Genomic DNA, 22,549 nt, shown 5'->3' with positions numbered 1-22,549 from the left:
AGCAACAATTTAGTTGACTGCGCAACCTTTTTATTTCCCGGGCAATAATTTGACTTCCTATCTTTCTTTTGTAAAAATAAAGAATAGAGAAGGGGTGCTATCCACTGTGCATATTAAAATATTAAAAAATAGATATCCCAATATAGTCGTTTCAAAAAATCCAATAAAAGCAAGTCCGGATACGGTTTCTTTTTTTGAAGAACCGCATTATTTTACTATTCCTAAAAATGATCTTTCCGAACAAGAAGCTACATTATTACATACTTTATTTCCAGAACCATTACCAACTTTTACCAAAGAATCAACTCAATTTTGGTTCGACTTGTTATTTGGTAAGGAAGAAATGGCGATTACGAATGAAAAAGATACTTATCGCATCACCCAATTTCATATTAAAACGGCAACGACTAAAAGCATGCTGCAAGAATGGCAAAAAGCATTACTAAGTTTCTTTAATCCTGATGCCGAACTTATTATGTTTTCGGCTAATTATGGTGTCATTATTGAAAAATCTACTGGCTCGCTGCTTGGAGAAGAAGAACTGGTTGCCGTTGCTAGCACGCTTGAAAGTGATTTTTATATTCAATCTACCTTTTTTATGGGGCTTTTCCACCCGCTAAATATGCAATTACGCGGTTTATTCGCAGAGGAACGAACCATTTTCAATTTTAACAATCGCGAAGTTGTGCAAACGGTCGCTTCTGAAAGTTTAAAAGTAATTGCGCGTCGAATGAAAGAAAGTTTAATTACCAATGAGCTCAATAGTCTTTTCCATCAAGATGACACATGGATCCCGCTGATTCATACGTTATTTAAAAACCAAGGCAACATCAGTCTCACTGCGAAAGAACTTTTTATGCACCGAAATACAATCCAATATCGTCTCGATAAATTTCACGAGCAAACAAACCTCTCCCTCCGCAAAATGGACGGGCTCTTGTTAGCTTATCTTGCAACGCTACAATCTCATACAAAAAACACCAATCATCAATAGAATTCGAGCATGGTTGGTGTTTTCGCTTGACTTAAAGTTAACTCCAAGGAATACAATGAATATATCAAATAAGTAAAGGAGAATGGCTATGTCTAAAAACCAAACAGTTCTTTTTGCTGTAGATGCTTCTGAAGAACTGACAATGAGCATAAAAGAGGCCAGCGAGAAAAGTGGAGTTTCTGCTGATACAATTCGCTATTATGAACGAATTGGCTTAATTCCACCCGTCCATCGTAATGAAAATGGCGTCCGCAAATTCGGCGCAGAAGATTTACGCTGGATTCAGTTTAGCCGCCAAATGCGCCGCGCTGGTTTATCCATTGAAGCCTTGATTGATTACTTAGCACTTTTCCGGGAAGGCGAGCATACTTTAGAAGCCCGCGCCGAATTACTTAAAGAACAACGCATTGACCTGAAAAATCGTATTGATGTCATGCAAGATGCACTTGATCGTCTCGACTTCAAAATCGATAATTACGATACCCATCTCATTCCAGCACAAAAGAAACTAAAAGATTTTTAATATCGAAAGGAGTAATTGAAAATGGCCACACTAGAAAATAGCGTTATTTTTGATAAAGGTGAGCTGATTACAAATGACTACTTTATTGGAAATGCTTATTTAAAAATGCTTGTTCCAGAAGACACTATTTATAATTGTCCGATTGGAAATGTTACTTTTGAACCGGGAGCTCGAAATAATTGGCATAAACATGATGGCGGGCAAATCCTGCTTGTCACCGGCGGAACCGGCTACTACCAAGAAGAAGGAAAACCAGCCCAGCTACTAAAAGAGGGCGATGTCGTGACTATTCCTAAAGACGTAAAACATTGGCACGGCGCTACAAAAGATAGCTGGTTTGTTCATTTAGCCATTTCCACAAATGTTGAATTAGGTGGAACGACTTGGCTCGAACCAGTTTCCAACGAACACTATAACAATTTATAACGAAAAAACCCGCGCACCTTCATCCAAGGTTAGCGGGTTTTTATTATTTACTTACATAAGCCAAAATATCTGCTGGTTTTTCGAAAACAAGTTCTGCCTTTTCAAAACCATCTGTCGTTTTTGCACCCCAAAGCGCTAAGCCAAAATGAGCTCCGGCGGCATGAGCACATTGCATATCATAAGAAGAATCCCCGATATAAAGCACTTCATGTGGCTCTCTTCCAAGAATCTCTAAACCTTTCAGCAGTGGATCCGGGTGAGGTTTATGGTTTTCCGTATCACTCGCGCAAACAATTGCTTGAAAATGGCCGTGAATATCAAACGGATAAAACCCTTTTTCCATTTCTAACGCATTTTTAGAAGTAACAACGCCGCTTTCTGGAATCGCATGCAAAACCTCATGAATCCCATCAAAAATCTCTACTTCTTCAATAAATGTCGCCTCGCGTTCAATCCATTTATCTAATACTTTTTCTTCGTCTAAAATGTTTAACTGTTCAACCGCAGCCGCTCCGGTAATTCCAAGCACGAATCGCAATTCATCTAGCTCATAATTTAATCCTTCCTCAGCCAAAACCGCTTGAAGAGAATGTAAAACAGCTCTTTCCGTGTCCAGAATAGTTCCATCTACGTCAAAAATTATTGCTTTATACACTATGAATTCCTCCTTCAAGATTTAGCGAAGTTGTGATAGTGGTGGGTTGTATATCTCGCTTTTTCTGCTTTTTGAATATCCGCAGCATTTGTGCCTTTATTTTGAAGTAAATCCCGAAATTCGCGCAAATTGGCATGAGAATTTCCGTTTAGTTCAAATTCGATATTATCGCAGCTAAATGTTAACAGCATTTCCTCTTTTTCCCGGACTAACACCATTTTTTCTAATTTAGCAATGGGAAATGTTTGTCGTTTTTTCATACCCAAGCTAAAGTTTTGGTCAAAAACAAGGTAATCTCTATCGATATAAAACTCTCCGAATTGATATTCCATTCCAAGGGCTGAATTAACCTTACATACTCCATCTAATTTCATATCATTCGCCTCCTTCATCACCTTATATATTAGTTTTAAATGATGAAATGGGTTTCATGTCAAGCAATTTCATAAAAATATTTTTAAATAAGTTTTTTTTGCTGTTCAAAAACATTTAGAATCAAGTCAATCACAATTAAAAGTGGGGCATGATGATGCTTAAATAAATCTTCATTAAACACCTCGCTAGAAGCATAAATAATCGTCTCCACATATTGGGAAATCTGCGCATTAGGATTATTTACGATAGCAATAACATTCGACAAATTATATTTTAAATGTTCGGCGAGCGAAAGCGTATTTTCCGTGCCACCGCTTTCAGAAATAATAATAATCAAGTCATCTCTTTCCACAATTTGCGGCAAAACATCAATAATAAAGGAATCATACGTAAAAACAACATTCTTCTTAGATGTAACCAGGCTCTTTGAAAAATATTCACCTAATGTTTTTGTCATACCTAGGCAGGCAATATAGATTTTAGGAGCATAGGCAATTCTCGTAGCTACTTGTTCAATTTCTTTCTTCGGAAGTTGCTCAATTCCTAATCGAATGGTTTCTAAAAATGTGGACGAATAGTCTTTGGAAAGGGGTTTTGTTTCTGTTTTGTCTGAGTGAAGTAAAAATTTAAGCTCAGAAAAACCGGAAAGTTTTAATTTATGACACATTCTAATAACGGTTGTAGTGCTAACATTGGTCGACTCCGCTAGAGATGTGAGCGACATTTTTTCAATCGCAGAAATATGGTTGTCAATATAGAAGAAAACTTGCTTTTCAGCAGGACTTAAAAATTCAATTTGAGGTGCAAACAAGCGATAAAGTGAAGTAGCTGACATAATAAATACCTCCATGGCTATCCGAATTAATTTTAGTATACATGAAATAAAAGCGAATGAACAACACTGCGTACAATTGTACGATTTTCGTACTTTTTCAAAAAAATATTATGGTATAACTAAAGTAACCTAGGGAAAAGACTGTTAATAAAGGAGCTGATAGCATTGAAATTAAGCAATATTACATCGGAGCCACTCATCTTTTTAGATAAAGATTGGCGCACTAAAGAAGAAGTATTTGATGGGTTAATTGATGCTTTACACAATCAAGGAGTTTTATCAGATAAAAATGAATTTAAAAAAGCTGTCTTAGAACGCGAAAAGATTTCTGAAACTGGTTTAGAGAAAGGTTTTGCTATTCCACATGGTAAATCTAAGGCCGTTAAAAAAGCTGCTTTTGCATTTGCTCGTATCAATCAATCAATTAATTCTTGGGGCAGCATTGATCCAACAAATGAAGTAAAATATATCTTTTTATTAGCTATTCCAGAAAACGAAGCCGGATCAACTCATTTAGAACTTTTAGCGACTTTAAGTAAGCGTTTACTCGACCCTGCTTTTATTGAGAGCATTTCTACCGCTCCAACAGTAGGCGAATTTATGAACGTCCTCGATTCCGAACAACAACAAGATGAAAAAGTAGATTACAACCGGAAAATCGTAGCTATTACAGCTTGTGCAGCCGGTATCGCCCATACGTATATGGCAGCGGAAGCCCTTGAACTAGCTGGTAAAGAACTTGGTATTGAAGTTATCGTCGAAAAACAAGGTGCTAATGGGATTGAAGACCGCATTACTCCTGAAATTCTTAAAGGCGCAGAAGCAGTCATTTTTGCGACAGATATCACTGCAAAAGATAAGGAACGTTTTGCCGGAATGCCTTTTATCCAAAGACGTGTTGCTGAGCCGCTTCGTAGTGGTAAAGAAATGATTGAAACCGTGTTGAGTAAACCAGACGGCTATGTGAAAGCTGATACAGACGGTTCAGAACAACAATTTGATAATAATAAGAGCAGTGTTTTCTCGCAAATTTATCGTGGTATTTTAACTGGTATTTCTTATATGTTACCTGTTATTGTCGCAGGTGGTTTAATGATTGGTATTGGCCAACTTGGCGCAACTGCCTTTGGTCTTGAAAAAGTTATTGGTAATCCAGAGTATGCAACAAACTCTAACCAGCTTATCGTTATCTTCCATTATCTCGGTTTATACGGAAATATGATTATGAAATTCATGTATCCTGTTTTCGGTGCCTTCCTTGCTTACTCGATTGCTGACCGTCCTGGACTTGCTCCTGGATTTATCGGTGGTGCTTTCGCAGCGGGACTACATTACACCTTCTGGGGCGTAGATGGCGGTATACCATCTGGATTCTTCGGTGTTCTAATTTTAGGTATCATTGCCGGATTTGTTGCTAAATTCTTAAACGAAAAAATTAAACTACACAAAAATTTACAAGCTATGAAACCCATGTTCCTGATTCCAGGGATTACCGTTTTAGTCTTGTTCTTCGTCAATTACTATGTGGTCGACCCGGTATTCGGGGGCTTAAACGCATGGTTACAAGAATTAATTATTCAAAATCAAGATGCAAGTGCTGTACTACTTTCGACAATTATTGCTTGTTTGACTGCATTTGACTTAGGTGGACCGGTCAATAAAGCGGCTGGGGCTATCGCAATTGGGCTCGCAGCAGACGGAATCTTCCCGCTAACTGCTCGTGTTCTAGCAATCGTTATCCCGCCAATCGGACTGGGGCTTGCGACTGTATTAGATAAATATGTTGTTAAACGTCGTGTTTTTGATGAAAACTTACGTGTTGCAGGTACAACCTCTATTTTCCTAGGGTTTATTGCCATAGGAGAGGGCGCGATACCGTTTATGCTACAAAATCCGCTTATCACGATTCCAATTAATATGATTGGTGCTTCTCTTGGTGCGGTCACTGCCGTTTTACTCGGTGCTGTACAATGGCTTCCACTTCCAGCAATTTGGGGTTGGCCGCTCGTTGAAAATTTCTGGGCCTATGCGATTGGTTTAATCGTAGGTATCGCCTTTATCACATTCGCGAATATCTTCGTACGCTACGGCTTAATCACACGTAAAGAAAATAAAATCAAATAAATAAATAGGCTGACAGGTACTCTCGTTAGTACCTGTCACTTAATTTGAGAGGTTTTTAAAATGAAAAAAAATAAAATTGTACATGTTGTCGCACATTCACACTGGGATCATGAATGGTATTTCACTATGGAAGATTCCAATATCTTATTAATTGAGAATTTAGACTATCTTTTAAACGTTTTAGAAACAAAAGATTCATTTGCTAGTTATTCTTTCGATGGTCAAATGTCTGTCATTGAGCGTTATTTAGACATTCGTCCGGAAAATAAAGCGCGCGTTCAAAAACTTATCCAAGATCGTCGTCTGTTCGTCGGCCCTTGGTATACGCAAACCGATAGCCTGTTAGTTAAAACAGAAGCTGTGATTCGCAACTTACTTTATGGTTATAAAATGGGCGAAGAATTCGGTCATAGCATGAGCATTGGCTATTCTCCAGATATTTTTGGACAACATGCTTATCTGCCAGCTATTTATAAATCATTTAATATGGAGCATAGCATTTTCCAGCGTGGTGTTTATAATGATCAAGTGCAAGAGGACCTTAACTTCCACTGGACTTCTCCAGACAACAAGTCCATCCCAACCAATAATATTTTCTTCGGTTATGGACCCGGTAAATTTTTAAGCAGTGAAAAAAGTTATGTAGAAACGCGTCTTCTGCCTATTTTAGATCGACTTGCTGAAATGAACACACATACGGATGTCCTTCTTTTACCAGCAGGCGGCGACCAAGTACTTGTGCGCGAAAACTTCCCAGAAATTGTTGCGGAATTGAACAAGATGGACTTAGATTATACCTTCATTCTGTCCGATTACGAAGCATTTATGAATGATGCTTGGACTTCTACTTTCCCGAACGAGATCACTGGTGAACTGCTTGCTTGCCAAAAATCACGAATCCACCACACATGTCGCTCAGAACGCTACGATATTAAACGCCTTAATTACTTAGTAGAAAATAGGTTAGTCAACATTTTAGAACCACTTGCAACAATGGCAAACAAATTCGGAATCAAATATCCAAAACCTTGGTTAGATATTATTTGGAAAAAATTATTTGATAGCCATGCGCATAACGGTATCGGTGCTTCGAATTCAGATGACGCGAACCATGATATCGTCGTTCGCCTAACTAGCGCACTTCGGATGACAGATGGCTTAATTAACCTTTTGAAAAAACAAATCACGAAAGCTGTTAGTCAGGAAATGGGCGACGAAAATATTGCGCTATTATTCAATACTAACCCAGTGGCAGAAGAAAGAACGGCAAAACTAACATTATTCACTCCTGAAAAATCATTCCAACTTTTCTCCGGTGATGCGGAAGTGACTTTCAGCGTTGTACATCAAGAAAAATTAGACGGTGGACGGAAAGTAATCGTGACTGCAAAAGGCGAAAAAGAAGTCGCTGTTCCCGATTATTATCGTACAGAAATCTACCTAAAAACCGGCCTAATCCCTGCACTTGGTTACACAACATTGCAAGTGAAAGCCGTTGCTACAGAAATGGACCAATTAATCAGCACTTCCAAACAAACCATTGAAAATGAAAAAATCATTGTTCAATTCGAAAACGGGAAAATCAATCTTTTAAATAAAGAACAACAAAGCATTATAAATGACCTTATTCGCTTCGAAAATGTGGCTGACGCTGGGGATTCCTTTGACTTCTCACCACTTGAAGGCGACCAAGCCATCTATATCGAAACAAGCGAATTACTAACCGTTGAAAAAAATCATCTATATAGCAAAATGATGTTAAAACATACTGCTTTAGTTCCGAAAGATTTAGAAGCCCGCGCACAAAAAACAAGTACAGAAACATTTGAAATTTTAACAGAAATCGAACTTTTTGACGGCGAAGAATTTGTTCGTGTTCGCCATACTATCGATAATAAAGTAAAAGACCACCGCATTAGAGCATTGATCAAAACAAATGTAGCAGAACCTAAATATTCTTACGCAGACCAAGGTTATAGCCTCATGAAACGCAGCGTTATAAACCCTTACCTTGCAAACTGGCGCGAGGAAAAATTCGTGGAAGCACCTGTGCCGATTTTCCCAGTTGAAAATATCGTCGCTGTTTCTGAAGAGGACGCAACACTTGCCTTGTTAGTTGGTGGTATCAAAGAATATGAAATCTTACCGAAAACTGCCGAAATCGCTTTAACTCTTTTCAGAAGTAATGGTTTGCTTGGAAAAGATGATCTAATGTGGCGCCCAGGCCGCGCTTCCGGTATTAATAACAAAGTCGTTCCTACACCAGACGGCCAAATGCTCGAAGAAATGATTTTTGAATATGCTGTGTACGTACAACCTGAGAAACTAAATGAACAAACTCTCTACGCGCAAGCAAACATTTTCGAAGGTCATACAGAAACTTACCACCTGCAAAACCTAAACACATTTGAAGAGCGCCTAGAACGTTTTGAAGTGGATTATCCAATCGATCGTCTGCCAGCTCAAAATTCTATCTTTGAATTAGATAACCCGAACGTATTCATGAGCACTTGCAAAAAATCATGGGATGGCACTGGCACAATTATCCGCCTATTTAACCCATCAGACAAAGAAGAAACCGTTCGCTGGACAACTAACGCTTCCAGTTTTGAAGTTTCACTAGCGGAGGAAAAAATCGCAGAACTAACAGAAAACACTATCTGTATTCCTAAAAAAGGATTTGTAACTATTTTGTTGGAAGGAGAATAATATGCAAACCGAACTAGTCAATCAAATAGAAGTAAAACTAAGAAAAATTTATCAAACTGCTTACCAACCCGCCTACTTGGAAAAAATGCTCGCATGCGCTGAAAACTATTCCAATAACACGCGTGGTTCCATTGATACTATTTCCGAAAAAAATGTCTATCTTATTGCCTATGGCGACAGCATTTTCGAAAAAAACAAGCATCCGTTACAAACATTAAATGAGTTCCTACAAGAATATGCGCAAGATGTTATTACAGACGTCCACTTGCTACCAATTTTCCCGAGCACTTCGGATGACGGCTTTTCTGTCACAGATTACAAGCAAATTGATGAACAGCTTGGCGACTGGGATGACGTTCAAAAAATGTCTGAGAACTTCCGAGTGATGCTTGATTTCGTAGCCAATCATATGTCGAAATCAAGTGATTGGTTCAAGCGATTCTCCGATAATGAAGCGCCGTACAATCAATTTTTCATTGAGAAAGACAGCCAATTTGATTATAAAAATGTGACTCGTCCGCGGACTTCTCCGCTGTTCCACAAATACGAAAACGGCAAGGAACTTTGGACTACTTTTAGCGAAGACCAGTTAGACTTAAATGTCCGTAATATTGATTGCCTTGTAGCCTTAACAGATGTACTGCTTTTCTATGCGTCCAAACAGGCCACAAGCATTCGTCTTGATGCAATTGGATTTTTATGGAAAACCTCTGGCACGACTTGCATGCACCTGCCAGAAACCCATGAGATCATTTCGCTTTGGCGTCTGCTGATTGATGAACTATATCCGAATCTGCAAATTATCACAGAAACCAATGTCCCTCATGAAGAAAATATTAGCTATTTTGGCAACGGGGAAAATGAAGCAAATATGGTTTATCAGTTCCCGCTTCCGCCACTTGTGCTGCATACGTTCACTTGCCATGATGCAACGAAACTTTCGACGTGGGCAAAATCCATTTCCCAAGTTTCTAACACAGCGACTTATTTTAACTTCCTAGCAAGTCATGACGGGATCGGCATGCGCCCAGCAACCGGAATTCTTTCCGACGAAGAAATCAATTCTCTCGTCCAAAAAGCCGTTCAAAATGGCGGGCAAGTTTCCTATAAAGACAATGCAGATGGCACGCAGTCGGTATATGAACTTAATATTAACTACGGTGAAGCTCTGCAAAACCTAGAAGAAGACACGACCGAAGAACTCGTAACAAAGAAAATTATCGCTGCTCACAGTATTTTACTCACACTTCAAGGCGTCCCAGCGATTTACTATCATTCCCTATTAGGATCTAAAAATGATCTTATTGGTTACGAAGAATCCGGGATTAAACGTCGAATCAACCGCGAAAAACTAGAGAAAAACCAGCTGGCGCATGAACTTGAATCAGACTCTTATCGCCAAACGATTTTCACATCCTTGAAAAAATTAGTACAAATCAGACGGAATCACACTGCCTTTTCACCGTTTGCAACTCAAGAAATTTTAGACTTAGGCTCCGATGTTTTCGCGATTAAACGGGAATCTGACACAGAATGTATTTACGGAATTATCAACGTCACTTCCCAAGATATCCGCAAAACAATTGCTTTCTCTGGAACCAATTTATTAACCAATCAACTTGTTACGAGTGAGCTTGAATTAGCCGCCTATGAAGTTGTCTGGATTAAGAAGGCGGACCAATGAAAATCGTTATCGCACCCGATTCATTCAAAGAGAGCGCCACTGCGGTGGAAGTAGCAAATGCCATAAAAAAAGGCTGGACTAAAGCTCGTCCAGCCGACCAAATTAGCCTTGCCCCTGTTTCTGACGGGGGTGAGGGTTTTCTTACTGTTTTAAGCGAATCCGATGAAGTGGAATTGTTTCAAGCAGAAGTAACCAACTTAAACGGTCACAAAATAATGGCCTCCTACGGTATTCACGCCCGCCAAGAAACTGCGATTATCGAGTCCGCCAACACGATTGGATTAGATTTAATCCCAGCGGCAGACCGTAACCCAGCCTATGCAAGCTCTGCTGGCGTCGGTGAACTAATTTTGGCAGCACTGAGTCACAACGTCAAAAAAATCATTATCGGCCTTGGTGGAAGCGGCACAAACGATGGCGGCGCTGGGCTACTCCAAGCTTTAGGCGTGGTACTTTTAGATAAAAACAAACAGCCTATTCCGCCCGGTGGTATTCATTTGCAAGAACTAGCCTCCATTGATGCCAGCAACCTTCATCCAAAGCTGAAAAACATTCAATTCCAAATAGCTTGTGATGTGACGAATCCACTTCTTGGAGAAAACGGTGCTACATTTGTTTTCGGTGCTCAAAAAGGGGCAAGTCCCGACATGCTCGTTAAACTAGAGAACGCCATGCAGAACTACGGAGCAAAACTCGACCAATTTTCTTCTCAAAAAATCACTACAAAAAAAGGAGCTGGGGCCGCTGGTGGTATCGCTGCTGGATTAATGACTTTCCTAAACGCAGACTTATTAAGCGGTTCAACTCTTGTTATGGAACTTTCTAATATGAAGGATAAAATGAAAGACGCCGATATCGTCATTGTTGGCGAAGGACGAATGGACAAGCAATCGATGATGGGCAAAATCCCCGTTCAAATCGCGCAAGAAGCAAAAAAACAAGGCTGCTTCGTCCTAGCAATCGTCGGCAGCCTTGCACTCGAAAACGATATCGCCCAACAACACGGCATCGACGCTTTCTTTCCAAACATCCCGGAAATAACGGATTTACCTACACTTTTCGAAAATACGACGAAAAATCTCGAACGCACCGCAGAAAACATCGCCAAACTAACTTTAGTAGGTAAATAATTTTTCAGACTGTTTTCCTTCTAATCAATTCATGCTCCACTTTAATTCTTTGCAATTTACCTTGTTCGAAAATAGTAAAAGCATTTTCTCCCAATTTTTTCAGGTGATGATCGAGTGTCGTGATCTCTAGCGCCTTACCAATTGGGAGATTTTCTTGTCCTAAAATAGCAACATCTTCCGGAACGCGCAGACCAAGTTTTTTCACATGATACATAACACCAGCTGCAACCTCGTCACCATTCGCATAAATCGCATCAGGCCAATCTTTCCCTTCCGCAAAAAAATGTTCCCCCGCCTTTAAGCCATCTTCAAGCGTATAACATTCACTTAAAAACCGATTATCACCCACTGGACCAAAAACTTGCTCATAGGCATTGATTTTTCCATATGTACTCGTACTTTCACGCGATGCTCTCCCCGCTGTAAAAGCCACTTTTTTATAACCTTCATCTTCCAAAAACTGAAATCCAGCCCGGTATGCCTTCACGCGGTCAATATAAGAACACGATATCTCTTTAGACTCCACGTATTCACACGCAATAATCGGTCCATACGCCAGATACGGCAAAATCACATCCCAATTATTAGCGCGCGAAGTAATAATCAAGCCATCCACCTGCTTCGTTTTAAGGCGCATCAAGTACTTTTCTTCTTCTTTCGGATCATATCCTGTTGGGAAAAGAGTCACCGAATAACGGTTTTTAAAAGCTACTTCCAAAATACCATTCACAATTTTGTCAAACCACGGATGATCATTATAAGGTATAATCACGCCGACCGTATTTGTTTTACCACGTGCTAAGTCCATGGCACTCCGGTTAGGAGAATAGTCTAATTCATCAATAACAGCTTGCACACGCGCTCTTTTTTCCTCCGCAACATACGGATGGTTATTAAGCACACGCGATACTGTCGTCACTGAAACTCCCGCTAATTTGGCTATTTCTTTAATATTTGGCATTTTAAAAACCTCATTCCTAAGAAAAAAGTGCGGACAGATTTCTCATACCGCACTTCTATTTTTATCATTAAGCCATCTGCTCTAATTCGTGTGTTTGAATGTCTTTTTCGACACGAACCGAAACCAATCTGGCATCATTCATTTCTTCTACTGTGAATCGAAGCGTACCGTATTCTACTACGACTTCATCATCCTCTTCTGGAATTGTTCCTGTTAAGGTAAGCACAAATCCAGCCACAGTATCTACCCCACGCGATGGAAGTTCCACGTGAAACATTTTGTTAAAATCATCAAGCGGCATGCGGCCTTCCACGATAAATGTATTATCATCGATTTTCTTTACTTCATCCGAAAACACATCATTTTCATCGTCAATTTCGCCAACAATTTCTTCTAATAAATCTTCTACAGTAACAATACCTGCAACGCCACCGTATTCATCCATTAAAATTGCCATTTGGTTTCTTGTTCTTTGCATATTTTTCAGTAGGTCATCAATAAACATCGTCTCTTGCGCAAAATACGCATCTTTAACGAGCGACTTCACATTGATGTTCTCAAAACCTGACTTTCTTGCTTCTGCAAAGAAATCTTTCATATGCAGAATACCTAGCACGGAGTCCTGATCGCCAGTATAGACGGGAACTCTAGAAAAATTCTCATTTAATAATGCGTCACAAAGTGCTTCCGATTCTGTTTCGGCATCGACCATAAACGCATCTGTTCGTGGCACCATGACTTCACGCGCGTATTTATTGTCCATTTCAAATACACCACGAAGCATTTGTAATTCTTCTACCTCAATTACACCGTCACGTCGACCGGTTTCAATTAGAAGCTGCATTTCTTCCCGCGTCATTTTTTCATTATCGGTATTTTTCTCCATTCTCGTTAATTTGACAAGAATGTCTGTTGAAAAAGATAAGAATTTTACGAACGGACGAAGCACAACACCAACTGCCATAATTGGTCGTACAGAAACGCGCGCAATTTTTTCTGATTTTTGGAGTGCTAAACGTTTTGGATAAAGCTCACCGAAAACTAACGTGATGTAAGACAACACAATCGTTACGACGATAATAGACAACTCTTTCGCAAAACTGCTTCCACCAAAAACTGATTCAAGCCTAGTCGCAATACTAGTCGCGGCTGACGCACTGGAAAAGAATCCCGCAAGCGTGATACCAACTTGAATAGTAGCTAGAAATTTACTTGGATCATCGACGAGTTTAGCGAGCATAACGGCTTTTTTATCGCCAGTTTCCGCTTGGCTTTTCACGCGATTTTTGTTCAGTGATACAAGGGCCATCTCTGCTGAGGCAAAGAATGCGTTGAGCATTGTCAACACAACAATAAGAATTAACTGCAAGATAATCTGCTGACTCTCGGGGTCAGGGTTCATATGGAACTCTCCACTCCTTATTTTCATCGAGAAAACGACGATACATTTTCTCTAAATATTCCGGACAACTTGCCGGTTAAGAAAATTTTATCACGCCACCCCCATTACTGCAAGGTTTCACATCTCCGCAAAAACTTTCAGTGCGTCACTTTCCATCATTTCAAACGGATACGGAAGTGTAATTCGTTCTTTATTCACAGCAAAAATTCGCGCTTTTTTATTTCGATAATCGGTTAAATTACAAAACGGGCTCACGCGGAAAGAAGTCCCAACAATAATGATTAAATCCGCTTTCCTAATAGCGGCGAGCGACTGTTCTATCGCACTTTCTGGAATCGCCTCTTCGTATAACACCACATCCGGCCGAATGACTCCACCACAATCAGCATGAATATCTGATTTCAAATAAGCTTGCGCCGGAACAGTCATTCCGCATTTCTGGCAATAGCAATGGTATAAACTACCGTGGAAATTCACCACGTTTTTTGAACCAGCTTTTTCGTGAAGTCCATCAATATTTTGCGTGATGATTGTGACATTTTTCTCCGTTTCAATTTCAGCCATTTTTGCATGAATCTCATTTGGCTCCGCATCCGGATAATACATATTTTCCGTAACAAATTGATAAAATTTCTCTGGTTCACGCACGAGGCATGTGTGGCTCAGCATATATTCAGGACTACTCATCCCCGCGTATAAGCCGTTTTTCGAGCGATAATCTGGAATTCCTGAAGGGACGGAAACACCTGCACCAGTCAGAAAAACGATATGTTCTGCTTGTTTAATCGCTTCATTCAAACTATTCATTCTCTCCATTCCTTTCATTCGTATGCTGTTTATCTTTCCAATTCCACCATTTGCGCAGGTCTGGCTCTTGCTTATCTGTAGCTGTTTCCGCAACATATACCGCACAACGATACGTGTATAATACGCACGGATCCATTCTCTCACGGCGCTTGTCGCAAGTATCCTCATATAATTCAAGCGGATTTTTTCCTTTTAAATCCGCAATCTCTTCAATTCCGATTTCGTTTAACATCAGCACCATTTTTTTACCTATTCCCGGTAATTTTATTAGATCAGTTGGCATGTTTTCCCTTCTCTCTATGCATTTTTCGGTTGAAATAAAAACTGATTAGTACATTGATAAAAATAAAACCAGCGACCACAAGGAAGACATCGCCGTAGCCAAAATGAGCAGCGACACTTGACCCAACAAGCGGCCCGATGACATTCCCGATATATTGAAACGATTGATTATAACCAAAAATCCGACCGGACACTTCACGTGGCGTATTTTTCGTAAGTAGCGATTGAACTGCTGGAAGTAAGGCGCCGTCTGTAAGTCCTAGTAAGAAACGTAATATTCCGAGTTGTAATGGATTTTGCGCGAAAGCCATTGGGATTTGGAGTAGCATTGACCCAATCAGCGCGCCTAATAAAATTCGCTCTGAACCAATTCGGTCGCCCCACCTACCGAGCCGCGGTGCCGCAATCAGCGCCGCAACTCCCGGAACAGAAGCAATCATCCCACTAATAAAAGCAATATTTTGCGCATTCCCAGCTAAATCCCGTACATATAAGGTCAAAATCGGGTTCACTGAGTTGGACGCAATTTGAATCATCATCGTCGTAATAAAGAGCGAGATAATTAAACCGGGGTTTTTAAGCGATAAGAAAACTTCTTTTCCCGACCGCATTTCTTTTTTCTCTACTGGTGTAAATTTCTCTTTTACGAAGAAAAGCGTTAGGAAGAAACTGCCTAAAAGAAGCGCGCCTGTGATGTAAAACACCGGTCTAACGCCGAATGTATCTGACAACGCACCGCCAATTAACGGACCAATTAACACACCTGATACCGCCGCTGTCGATAATGCCCCAAGAGCCCAACCGCTGCGATGGCGCGGAACTTGTGTCGCGACAAGCGCATTCGCCGTTGAAATGTACCCAGAGAAAACACCCATTAATAAGCGCAAACCGACGAATTGGTACACATTACTCACCAAACCCATTAAAATCATCGCGATTGCCATGCCTAATGCAGCGCGTAAAAGCATAATTCTTCGCCCTTTTTGATCCGCTAATTTACCCCAAATCGGCGACATAATAGCGGATACTAAAAAGGTTGAGCTGAGCGCGATCCCCGACCACATGCTTACTTGATCCGGATTATGTACGCCTAATTCTTCAATATATAATGGTAAAAATGGCATGATTAAATTTAATCCGGTCCCGGTCAGAAAACACCCCACCCAGACAACATACAAATTCTTCTTCCAATTTTCCATAAATCCACCTAGATTCTTCTATCGTTACTTAATTATTCCACAAAAAAAGCGAAAGTAAAACTAAACCCTTCGCTTTTTTGCTATATTTACTTAAAATGTTCCACGTGAAACATTTTTATACATCTAAATTTTCTCGTGGTACCCAGCCAGCTTCATTATCCTCTGTCACGCACCAAACCCAACCATTAAGGTCGCGATTGCTTTCTAATTTATCGCCCGGCTTCACGTTAAGTTCGCGCGCAGAGTAATCTTCTGTCACCGTCCCACTTTTCGCATCACTACCTAATTGAATAATTTGTTTCGGAACCCAGCCTTCTTTTCCAGATGACTTCACTTTGCAAAAAATCCAACCCGGATATTCCGTATCTTCTTCAAACACCCAAATAGACTCATTTTTATTCACAAAAAGCGGATTTGGATATTTGCTTCTATGTTCTTTTTTCACGATAAATGTTCGATTCATAGTTAGAAACCTGCCTTGTTATTTTTTAGCCGCTTCCCAATCTGCCAGGAATTTATCAATCCCGCTGTCAGTCAAAGGATGTTTCAGCATTTGTTCAAACACTTTGAATGGCACCGTCGCAATATCCGCGCCTGCTTTGGCACATTCGATTACATGTATGGGGTGGCGCACGCTTGCTGAAATAATTTCTGTTGGAATACCATGAATTTCAAAAATTTCCGAGATATCACGAATAAGCACTAAACCATCGTCACCAATATCATCTAAGCGTCCTAAAAATGGTGATACGTATGTCGCCCCTGCCCGTGCTGCAAGTAATGCTTGTGTAGCAGAAAAAACAAGCGTCACATTAGTTTTAATTCCTTCTTCCGTCAATACTTTCACAGCCGCCAAACCTTCACCAGTCATCGGTATTTTCACAACCATATTTGGATGAATTTTCGCAATAACCCGGCCTTCCGCAATCATCTCATCTGCTTCTAAACTAACTACTTCGCCGCTAATTGGTCCGTCAACAATGGATGTAATTTCTTGAATGACCTCATTAAAATCGCGACCTTCCTTGGCAACTAGTGAGGGGTTTGTCGTTACGCCGGCAATGAACCCCATTCTGTTCGCCTTTTTAATCTCTTCTACGTTCGCTGTATCGATAAAAAATCTCATTAAAACATCCTCCTTTTCTATCAAGCGCTTTCAATTACAGAGCCATTATAACGCAAAAGTTTAAATAATGCTTTCGATGTGCTTTTTCGGCATAAAAAAAAGAATGCCACTTAGCATTCCAAAAAGTTTCACGTGAAACAAATTTATAAACGAGTTTTGTCCATCACTAGTAGAGGTTTTGGTCTATTTCTAATTATATCCTCTTTAATTAAATGCATGACTGTGTGAGCCACGTATTCGCGTGATGTGTTGGTGTATCTTGCAAGTACTTCTTGCGTAATTTCTCTTGGTAGCAATATCCCGTTATCAGAAAACGTCCCTAAAGTTTGAGCGCATTTGAGAATGGCTTTGCGGATTCGTTCTTCTTTCTTTAAGAAGCTTAGTTTTGCAAATGCGTGGGCTTCGCGTAATTCTTCTGCCATTACTTTAATCATGAAAAAGTTATTCTCATCCACTTTGTCGAAAATAGAAAACAAGAAATTGCTATCTACTTCCATAACTTCTCCGTGACCTAAGCTTTGCATCGAAACGTGTGGGCTCCATTCATCATAAAACAGATGATACAGTCCAAAACTATCTCCTTTTTGTAAGAAACGAACAATGCATTCTTTACAGCTTTCTTCTTCCATTTCTGCATCTTTCTCTACAATCATCCCGTATATGCCACTTAGAACAAAATAAACTTTTGTCCCAGCTGGACTTAAACTTTCTAGAACCTCACCCTTCTTGGTGCTGATAACCGAGCAGTAGTCTTTGTAATTTGGATGTTCAAAGCACAACTCCATTAATTTGCTAACCGTTAGATTGGATTCAAGCTCTTTTAAGAATAGCATATTCTCTCCTTTGCTATATTATATTGAAAAAACTCATCGTCATTATATCATATAGACTATATCCGAAATCCCGCTCGTAGCCCTGCATAAAAAGCCAAAAAGCTAATTAAAGATAACTATTTTACAACTATCATCACAATACTTAATTTTTATCTCTTTTTAAATTGCTATTTTGACATAAATTCGAACTTTTTGTTACTTTTGATAAATATTCAATTTTAGAGATTAATCCAATAATTACCACTTTAGACTGGTTTATTTTTCGATAAATTGATTATACTTAGAAAGTAAGTAATTTATCGACGACCTACTTAGAAAGGGTGAAATGAATGGATCAGAAAAAATATAGTTGGCGAAAATTTTCCCAGTTGCTTATCAGCGCCAAACCTGCAAATTGGATTATTTTCTGCGCTTTATTTGCTAGTGTGATAACTACAGTTGCCGGTCTTGTTGTCCCGCTTTTCACGAAAAACTTAATTGACGGCTTTTCAATAGCTTCACTAGATGGAAAAATGATTGCTTTAATAGTCCTGGCGTTTGTGCTTCAGGCAATAACAAATGGTTTCTCGATTTTCTTGCTTAATTACATGGGGCAAAAAGTCGTTGCGACGATTCGCGAACGTTTATGGAGAAAAATTGTGCATTTGCCCGTTTCTTATTTTGATAATACGAAAACGGGTGAAATGGTTAGCCGCATGGTGAGTGATACGGTGGTCGTTAAGGAGCTGATTGCCGATCACTTCCCGCAATTTGTCACTGGGATTATTTCTGTCGTCGGTGCGATTATTATCTTGTTCTTCATGGATTGGAAAATGACGCTGATTATTTTAATAGCTGTTCCGATTACTGCGCTAGTTGTTGCGCCACTTGGTCAAAAAATGTTTAAAATCTCTAAAGGACTTCAAAATGAAACAGCTGACTTTACTGGCTCGATTAGCCAAACCCTTTCCGAAGCTAGACTCGTGAAAGCTTCGAATGCAGAAACACTAGAAACAGAAGCTGGTCACCAAGGTATCAATCGTTTATTCGGTTTTGGTATCCGTGAGGCGAAAGTTGTCGCTGTGCTTGGACCGCTAATTTTCTTCGTTGTCATGGGCGTTATCGTTGGTATCATTGGTTATGGCGGCATTCGCGTTTCGGCTGGAACCATGACTACTGGTACGTTAATCGCATTCCTGCTCTATCTGTTCCAAATTATCGTTCCTGTAACTTCTTTTGCTACTTTCTTCGCACAACTTCAAAAAGCAAAAGGCGCGACAGAACGAATTGCGGAAATTTTGAATGAAACTGAAGAAGATTTCGACGCTGGTAAAAAAGTCGACGTCAGCGGAAAAACGATTCGCGCAACGGATATTTCCTTCTCTTATAATGAAGGCGAGCCGATTTTAAAAGATGTTTCTTTTGATACGAAACCTGGCGAAGTTATCGCATTCGCCGGCCCTAGTGGCGGAGGTAAATCGACCTTGTTCGCGATTTTAGAACGTTTCTATCAACCGAAAACTGGCGAAATTTTAGTTGGTGATATCCCACTTTCGGAGATTTCTATTAACTCATGGCGCACGCAAATTGGCTATGTTTCGCAGGAAAGCGCGATGCTTTCTGGAACGATTCGCGACAATCTTTGTTACGGACTTGATCGTGAAATTAATGAAGACGAGCTCTGGAATGTCGCAAAACTAGCTTATGCGGATGGCTTTATTTCCGAACTTCCCGACAAAATGGCAACCGAAGTCGGAGAACGCGGCGTGAAGCTCTCAGGCGGCCAAAGACAGCGAATTGCAATCGCGCGGGCATTTTTACGTAATCCAAATATTCTCATGTTAGATGAGGCGACAGCTAGTTTAGACAGCCAATCCGAACAAATCGTTCAACAAGCATTAGCAAACTTGATGGAAGGCCGTACTACTTTTGTTATCGCCCATCGCCTGTCTACTATCGTTAACGCCGATCAAATTCTCTTTATCGAAAATGGGGAAATAACTGGTCGTGGCACACATAGCGAATTAGTCGCCTCTCACCCGCTTTATGCTTCTTTTGCAGAACAACAATTAAAATAACTATTTCCCGGGAAATAAAAACCGACGATGCGAAAATGCATCGTCGGTTTTTCTATAAGGATTGATGAAACTTTTTGAGTTCTGCTTTCTTTGTTTCGTCTAAATCATGCCACCTGATACCTTGCACGGCTCCTTCAAGTGCACATAATTCACTTAGACAAACGCTTGAATCATTTTCCCAAATGCGTAAAAAGGCTTCTTTGCTTCCCACATCTTTTAGCTCATCGGGGGTTTTTATTCCCGCTTTGATTAAGTCCTGCTCGAGTACTTTGCCAATGTTTGGTAATTCGCTAAGGTTCGCCATTACAGTTCCTTCTTCCGTATTATTTTGGTAATTCTATTTTCTCCACGCCGCCCATGTAACCTTGCAATACTTTCGGAATGCGTACAGAACCATCTGCATCTTGGTAGTTTTCTAAAATGGCAGCGACAGTACGACCTAAAGCCAAGCCAGAGCCATTTAATGTGTGCACATATTCAGGTTTGCTTCCTGGTTCGCGACGGAAACGAATGTTAGCGCGTCTTGCTTGGAAGCTTTCAAAATTACTGCAAGAAGAAATCTCACGATAAGAATTGTAGCTTGGAATCCAAACTTCTAAATCGTATTTTTTAGCAGCAGTGAAGCCTAAATCAGCCGTACACATGCTTAGAACGCGGTATGGTAATTCTAAGCGACGCAATACTTCTTCTGCGTTGCCAGTTAGTTTTTCTAGCGCCGCGTAAGAATCTTCCGGTTTCACAAATTGAACTAATTCCACTTTGTTAAATTGATGTTGACGGATTAAACCACGCGTATCGCGACCAGCAGATCCCGCTTCAGAACGGAAACATGCGCTAAACGCTGTATATTTTCTCGGTAAATCTTCTGCTTTTAAAATGTCTTCGCGGTGGTAGTTTGTCACTGGTACTTCCGCTGTTGGAATAAGGAAATAATCTTCTGCTTCGATTAAGAAAGCATCTTCTTCAAATTTCGGCAATTGACCAGTTCCCGTCATGCTCGCACGGTTTACCATATACGGCGGTAACATTTCTTCGTAGCCATGTTCATTCGAATGCAAGTCCATCATAAAGTTAATTAGCGCCCGTTCCAGTCTTGCACCTAATTTTTTATAAAAGACAAAACGGCTACCCGTTACTTTCGCAGCATTTTCAAAATCAAGGATATCTAAGTCTGTTCCTAAATCCCAGTGAGCTTTTGGTTCAAAATCAAATTCGCGAACTTCGCCCCATTTGCGGATTTCCACGTTATCGTCTTCCGATTCGCCAACCGGAGTAGACTCATGTGGAATATTTGGAATCGACATTAAAATCATATCTAATTTTTCATCAATTTCACGTAGTTCGATATCTAACGTTTTAATACGATCACCAACGACACGCATTTCTTCAATTTTAGCGTCTGCGTCTTGTTTTTCGCGTTTTAATTTAGCGATTTCTTGGGACACCTCATTACGCTGACTTTTCAGTGCTTCCGTTTCAACAATCAGTGTGCGGCGACGTTTATCTAATTCGCCAAATTTCTCGAATTCACCCAAATCTTCCCCACGATTTTGTAATTTCTGCTTCACTTCATCAAAATTATTACGTAACAATTTAACATCTAACATGCTAACTCCTCCTTATTTTTTTCCATATAAAAACTCCCGTACTTTCCCGACTTAACAGGAAAGGGACGAGAGTTAACCGCGTTGCCACCCTTATTGGGACTTCAAAAAATCCCCAGCTTCATTTAGGTTTAACGGACCATTCCGGAATGATTTACTCGCAAAAACCTGCTTTCCACCACTCGCTCCAAGATGGATTCATAAGGAAAATTCACCAGTTCACACCAACCACTGGCTCTCTTTAGAAACTCTGCCTCATTACTACTTCTTGTCATCACTTTTCGTATTAATTTAAAGTTATTCTATCGCATATCCGCATAAATTACAAGCAAATCTTTAACCAATTAAATCGAGCGTGTCCGGACCGTCATCATCTGAATTCAGTATTCTAATCTGCTCTGGAACAATTTTTATAACGACAAAAGACGGTGAATCTTCGCCTTGGAACCATTCTTTCGAGATATTTTCCCAAACGCGTTCTTTGACCGATTCATCCTCTTCAAGTGAAGCCAAACCATTAATTTCTAAAAACGCGGAACCCGGGCCATCGTAGCCAAGTAAAACGCAAACACGCGGATTTCTGCGGACTTCTTCAGTTTTCGGCAATTCTTTTCCAGATGGCGTATAAAGCGTCAAGCCATCATGAAGAAATGTCATATACCGAGCATGCGGAAAATCCTCTTGGACAGATGTTAATACGCCCACTTGATGCTTGTCCAAAATGGCAAGAATTTTATCTTCTAGTTCATTTTTCATCTCAAACACCTTCCTTTGGTTATTTAGTGTACCTTTCCACTTGGCTTCTCGCTTCAAACATTCGGAC

General features: G+C 40.1%; 22 protein-coding genes and 1 other annotated feature. Of the genes, 8 read left to right on the top strand and 14 right to left on the bottom strand.

Annotated elements, in window-relative coordinates:
* The first annotated feature begins 106 nt into the window (after positions 1-106).
* The 3 genes from HCJ30_RS08835 (at position 107) to HCJ30_RS08825 (ending at position 1,943) form a co-directional block, all read left to right on the top strand.
* A complete protein-coding gene (locus tag HCJ30_RS08835) occupies positions 107-994 on the top strand; it encodes a PucR family transcriptional regulator (protein WP_185391857.1) in 888 nt (295 codons plus the stop codon).
* Between the two features lie 142 nt (positions 995-1,136).
* Positions 1,137-1,517, top strand: a complete 381-nt coding sequence (locus HCJ30_RS08830; RefSeq protein ID WP_185391967.1) for a MerR family transcriptional regulator — start codon at positions 1,137-1,139, stop codon at positions 1,515-1,517.
* A gap of 21 nt (positions 1,518-1,538) precedes the next feature.
* Positions 1,539-1,943, top strand: a complete 405-nt coding sequence (locus HCJ30_RS08825) for a cupin domain-containing protein (protein WP_185391856.1) — start codon at positions 1,539-1,541, stop codon at positions 1,941-1,943.
* 43 nt (positions 1,944-1,986) lie between these two features.
* Here HCJ30_RS08825 and HCJ30_RS08820 read toward each other — a convergent pair whose 3' ends face one another.
* From HCJ30_RS08820 to HCJ30_RS08810, 3 genes are all read right to left on the bottom strand, one after another.
* Positions 1,987-2,598 (bottom strand): HAD family hydrolase, encoded by a 612-nt coding sequence (locus tag HCJ30_RS08820; protein WP_185391855.1) that lies wholly within the window; start codon positions 2,596-2,598, stop codon positions 1,987-1,989.
* Positions 2,599-2,612: 14 nt separating this feature from the next.
* Positions 2,613-2,972 (bottom strand): RpiR family transcriptional regulator, encoded by a 360-nt coding sequence (locus HCJ30_RS08815; protein ID WP_185391854.1) that lies wholly within the window; start codon positions 2,970-2,972, stop codon positions 2,613-2,615.
* 83 nt (positions 2,973-3,055) lie between these two features.
* Complete coding sequence (locus HCJ30_RS08810) at positions 3,056-3,808, bottom strand: MurR/RpiR family transcriptional regulator (protein ID WP_185391853.1); 753 nt, start codon at positions 3,806-3,808, stop codon at positions 3,056-3,058.
* Positions 3,809-3,973: 165 nt separating this feature from the next.
* On the opposite strand from HCJ30_RS08810, the gene HCJ30_RS08805 reads away from it, so the two are divergent.
* From HCJ30_RS08805 to HCJ30_RS08790, 4 genes are read left to right on the top strand one after another with little or no spacing between them, the layout of a single operon-like run.
* The gene (locus HCJ30_RS08805; protein WP_185391852.1) at positions 3,974-5,932 is read left to right on the top strand and encodes a fructose-specific PTS transporter subunit EIIC; all 1,959 of its coding nucleotides are present in this window, start codon (positions 3,974-3,976) and stop codon (positions 5,930-5,932) included.
* Between the two features lie 60 nt (positions 5,933-5,992).
* Positions 5,993-8,641 carry a glycoside hydrolase family 38 N-terminal domain-containing protein gene (locus tag HCJ30_RS08800; protein ID WP_185391851.1) on the top strand — a complete coding sequence of 883 codons (2,649 nt, stop codon included), beginning with the start codon at positions 5,993-5,995 and terminating at the stop codon, positions 8,639-8,641.
* A 1-nt stretch (position 8,642) separates the two neighbouring features.
* Positions 8,643-10,325 carry a sugar phosphorylase gene (locus tag HCJ30_RS08795; RefSeq protein WP_185391850.1) on the top strand — a complete coding sequence of 561 codons (1,683 nt, stop codon included), beginning with the start codon at positions 8,643-8,645 and terminating at the stop codon, positions 10,323-10,325.
* A complete protein-coding gene (locus tag HCJ30_RS08790) occupies positions 10,322-11,455 on the top strand; it encodes a glycerate kinase (RefSeq protein WP_185391849.1) in 1,134 nt (377 codons plus the stop codon). The genes HCJ30_RS08795 and HCJ30_RS08790 overlap by 4 nt, the downstream gene beginning before the upstream one ends.
* A 4-nt stretch (positions 11,456-11,459) precedes the next feature.
* On the opposite strand, the gene HCJ30_RS08785 is transcribed toward HCJ30_RS08790, so the two are convergent.
* The 8 genes from HCJ30_RS08785 to HCJ30_RS08750 all read right to left on the bottom strand — a co-directional run bounded on the left by HCJ30_RS08785 (position 11,460) and on the right by HCJ30_RS08750 (position 18,065).
* Positions 11,460-12,416, bottom strand: coding sequence for a LacI family DNA-binding transcriptional regulator (locus tag HCJ30_RS08785; RefSeq protein WP_185391848.1), 957 nt, complete (start codon positions 12,414-12,416; stop codon positions 11,460-11,462).
* A gap of 67 nt (positions 12,417-12,483) precedes the next feature.
* Complete coding sequence (locus tag HCJ30_RS08780; protein WP_185391966.1) at positions 12,484-13,818, bottom strand: hemolysin family protein; 1,335 nt, start codon at positions 13,816-13,818, stop codon at positions 12,484-12,486.
* Between the two features lie 117 nt (positions 13,819-13,935).
* A complete protein-coding gene (locus tag HCJ30_RS08775; RefSeq protein WP_185391847.1) occupies positions 13,936-14,625 on the bottom strand; it encodes an NAD-dependent protein deacylase in 690 nt (229 codons plus the stop codon).
* Positions 14,618-14,908, bottom strand: a complete 291-nt coding sequence (locus HCJ30_RS08770) for a helix-hairpin-helix domain-containing protein (RefSeq protein ID WP_185391846.1) — start codon at positions 14,906-14,908, stop codon at positions 14,618-14,620. The genes HCJ30_RS08775 and HCJ30_RS08770 overlap by 8 nt, the downstream gene beginning before the upstream one ends.
* Positions 14,898-16,106: a multidrug efflux MFS transporter Lde gene (gene lde / locus HCJ30_RS08765; protein WP_185391845.1), complete on the bottom strand. Its 1,209-nt coding sequence runs from the start codon at positions 16,104-16,106 to the stop codon at positions 14,898-14,900. Before lde ends, HCJ30_RS08770 begins: the two co-directional genes overlap by 11 nt.
* Positions 16,107-16,221: 115 nt before the next feature.
* Positions 16,222-16,569: an SH3 domain-containing protein gene (locus tag HCJ30_RS08760; RefSeq protein WP_185391844.1), complete on the bottom strand. Its 348-nt coding sequence runs from the start codon at positions 16,567-16,569 to the stop codon at positions 16,222-16,224.
* An 18-nt stretch (positions 16,570-16,587) separates the two neighbouring features.
* Positions 16,588-17,232 (bottom strand): fructose-6-phosphate aldolase, encoded by a 645-nt coding sequence (gene fsa, locus HCJ30_RS08755; RefSeq protein WP_008948960.1) that lies wholly within the window; start codon positions 17,230-17,232, stop codon positions 16,588-16,590.
* Positions 17,233-17,375: 143 nt separating this feature from the next.
* Positions 17,376-18,065 carry a Crp/Fnr family transcriptional regulator gene (locus HCJ30_RS08750; protein ID WP_185391843.1) on the bottom strand — a complete coding sequence of 230 codons (690 nt, stop codon included), beginning with the start codon at positions 18,063-18,065 and terminating at the stop codon, positions 17,376-17,378.
* A 329-nt stretch (positions 18,066-18,394) separates the two neighbouring features.
* Between HCJ30_RS08750 and HCJ30_RS08745 the strand changes: the two genes are divergently transcribed.
* Complete coding sequence (locus tag HCJ30_RS08745; protein WP_185391842.1) at positions 18,395-20,122, top strand: ABC transporter ATP-binding protein; 1,728 nt, start codon at positions 18,395-18,397, stop codon at positions 20,120-20,122.
* Between the two features lie 52 nt (positions 20,123-20,174).
* On the opposite strand, the gene HCJ30_RS08740 is transcribed toward HCJ30_RS08745, so the two are convergent.
* From HCJ30_RS08740 to HCJ30_RS08730, 3 genes are all read right to left on the bottom strand, one after another.
* Complete coding sequence (locus HCJ30_RS08740) at positions 20,175-20,426, bottom strand: TfoX/Sxy family protein (protein ID WP_185391841.1); 252 nt, start codon at positions 20,424-20,426, stop codon at positions 20,175-20,177.
* A gap of 19 nt (positions 20,427-20,445) precedes the next feature.
* Complete coding sequence (gene serS, locus HCJ30_RS08735) at positions 20,446-21,729, bottom strand: serine--tRNA ligase (RefSeq protein WP_185391840.1); 1,284 nt, start codon at positions 21,727-21,729, stop codon at positions 20,446-20,448.
* A gap of 58 nt (positions 21,730-21,787) precedes the next feature.
* Positions 21,788-22,010, bottom strand: a binding site (T-box leader).
* Positions 22,011-22,062: 52 nt separating this feature from the next.
* Positions 22,063-22,482: a pyridoxamine 5'-phosphate oxidase family protein gene (locus HCJ30_RS08730; RefSeq protein WP_185391839.1), complete on the bottom strand. Its 420-nt coding sequence runs from the start codon at positions 22,480-22,482 to the stop codon at positions 22,063-22,065.
* Positions 22,483-22,549 lie beyond the last annotated feature (67 nt).

The organism is Listeria cossartiae subsp. cossartiae, assembly GCF_014224155.1.
GTDB lineage: Bacteria > Bacillota > Bacilli > Lactobacillales > Listeriaceae > Listeria > Listeria cossartiae.
Note: the sequence above shows the minus strand (reverse complement) of the source record. Positions and strands in the feature narration are given on the sequence as shown.

Excerpts from the sequence above, each read along its gene's own strand:
- HCJ30_RS08780 (WP_185391966.1), bottom strand. The coding sequence starts at position 13,818 with ATGAACCCTGACCCCGAGAGTCAGCAGATTATCTTGCAGTTAATTCTT.
- HCJ30_RS08790 (WP_185391849.1), top strand. The coding sequence starts at position 10,322 with ATGAAAATCGTTATCGCACCCGATTCATTCAAAGAGAGCGCCACTGCG.
- HCJ30_RS08795 (WP_185391850.1), top strand. The coding sequence starts at position 8,643 with ATGCAAACCGAACTAGTCAATCAAATAGAAGTAAAACTAAGAAAAATT.
- HCJ30_RS08810 (WP_185391853.1), bottom strand. The coding sequence starts at position 3,808 with ATGTCAGCTACTTCACTTTATCGCTTGTTTGCACCTCAAATTGAATTT.
- HCJ30_RS08800 (WP_185391851.1), top strand. The coding sequence starts at position 5,993 with ATGAAAAAAAATAAAATTGTACATGTTGTCGCACATTCACACTGGGAT.
- HCJ30_RS08760 (WP_185391844.1), bottom strand. The coding sequence starts at position 16,569 with ATGAATCGAACATTTATCGTGAAAAAAGAACATAGAAGCAAATATCCA.
- serS (WP_185391840.1), bottom strand. The coding sequence starts at position 21,729 with ATGTTAGATGTTAAATTGTTACGTAATAATTTTGATGAAGTGAAGCAG.
- fsa (WP_008948960.1), bottom strand. The coding sequence starts at position 17,232 with ATGAGATTTTTTATCGATACAGCGAACGTAGAAGAGATTAAAAAGGCG.
- HCJ30_RS08745 (WP_185391842.1), top strand. The coding sequence starts at position 18,395 with ATGGATCAGAAAAAATATAGTTGGCGAAAATTTTCCCAGTTGCTTATC.
- HCJ30_RS08750 (WP_185391843.1), bottom strand. The coding sequence starts at position 18,065 with ATGCTATTCTTAAAAGAGCTTGAATCCAATCTAACGGTTAGCAAATTA.
- HCJ30_RS08770 (WP_185391846.1), bottom strand. The coding sequence starts at position 14,908 with ATGCCAACTGATCTAATAAAATTACCGGGAATAGGTAAAAAAATGGTG.
- HCJ30_RS08825 (WP_185391856.1), top strand. The coding sequence starts at position 1,539 with ATGGCCACACTAGAAAATAGCGTTATTTTTGATAAAGGTGAGCTGATT.
- HCJ30_RS08830 (WP_185391967.1), top strand. The coding sequence starts at position 1,137 with ATGAGCATAAAAGAGGCCAGCGAGAAAAGTGGAGTTTCTGCTGATACA.
- lde (WP_185391845.1), bottom strand. The coding sequence starts at position 16,106 with ATGGAAAATTGGAAGAAGAATTTGTATGTTGTCTGGGTGGGGTGTTTT.
- HCJ30_RS08785 (WP_185391848.1), bottom strand. The coding sequence starts at position 12,416 with ATGCCAAATATTAAAGAAATAGCCAAATTAGCGGGAGTTTCAGTGACG.
- HCJ30_RS08775 (WP_185391847.1), bottom strand. The coding sequence starts at position 14,625 with ATGAATAGTTTGAATGAAGCGATTAAACAAGCAGAACATATCGTTTTT.
- HCJ30_RS08730 (WP_185391839.1), bottom strand. The coding sequence starts at position 22,482 with ATGAAAAATGAACTAGAAGATAAAATTCTTGCCATTTTGGACAAGCAT.
- HCJ30_RS08815 (WP_185391854.1), bottom strand. The coding sequence starts at position 2,972 with ATGAAATTAGATGGAGTATGTAAGGTTAATTCAGCCCTTGGAATGGAA.
- HCJ30_RS08740 (WP_185391841.1), bottom strand. The coding sequence starts at position 20,426 with ATGGCGAACCTTAGCGAATTACCAAACATTGGCAAAGTACTCGAGCAG.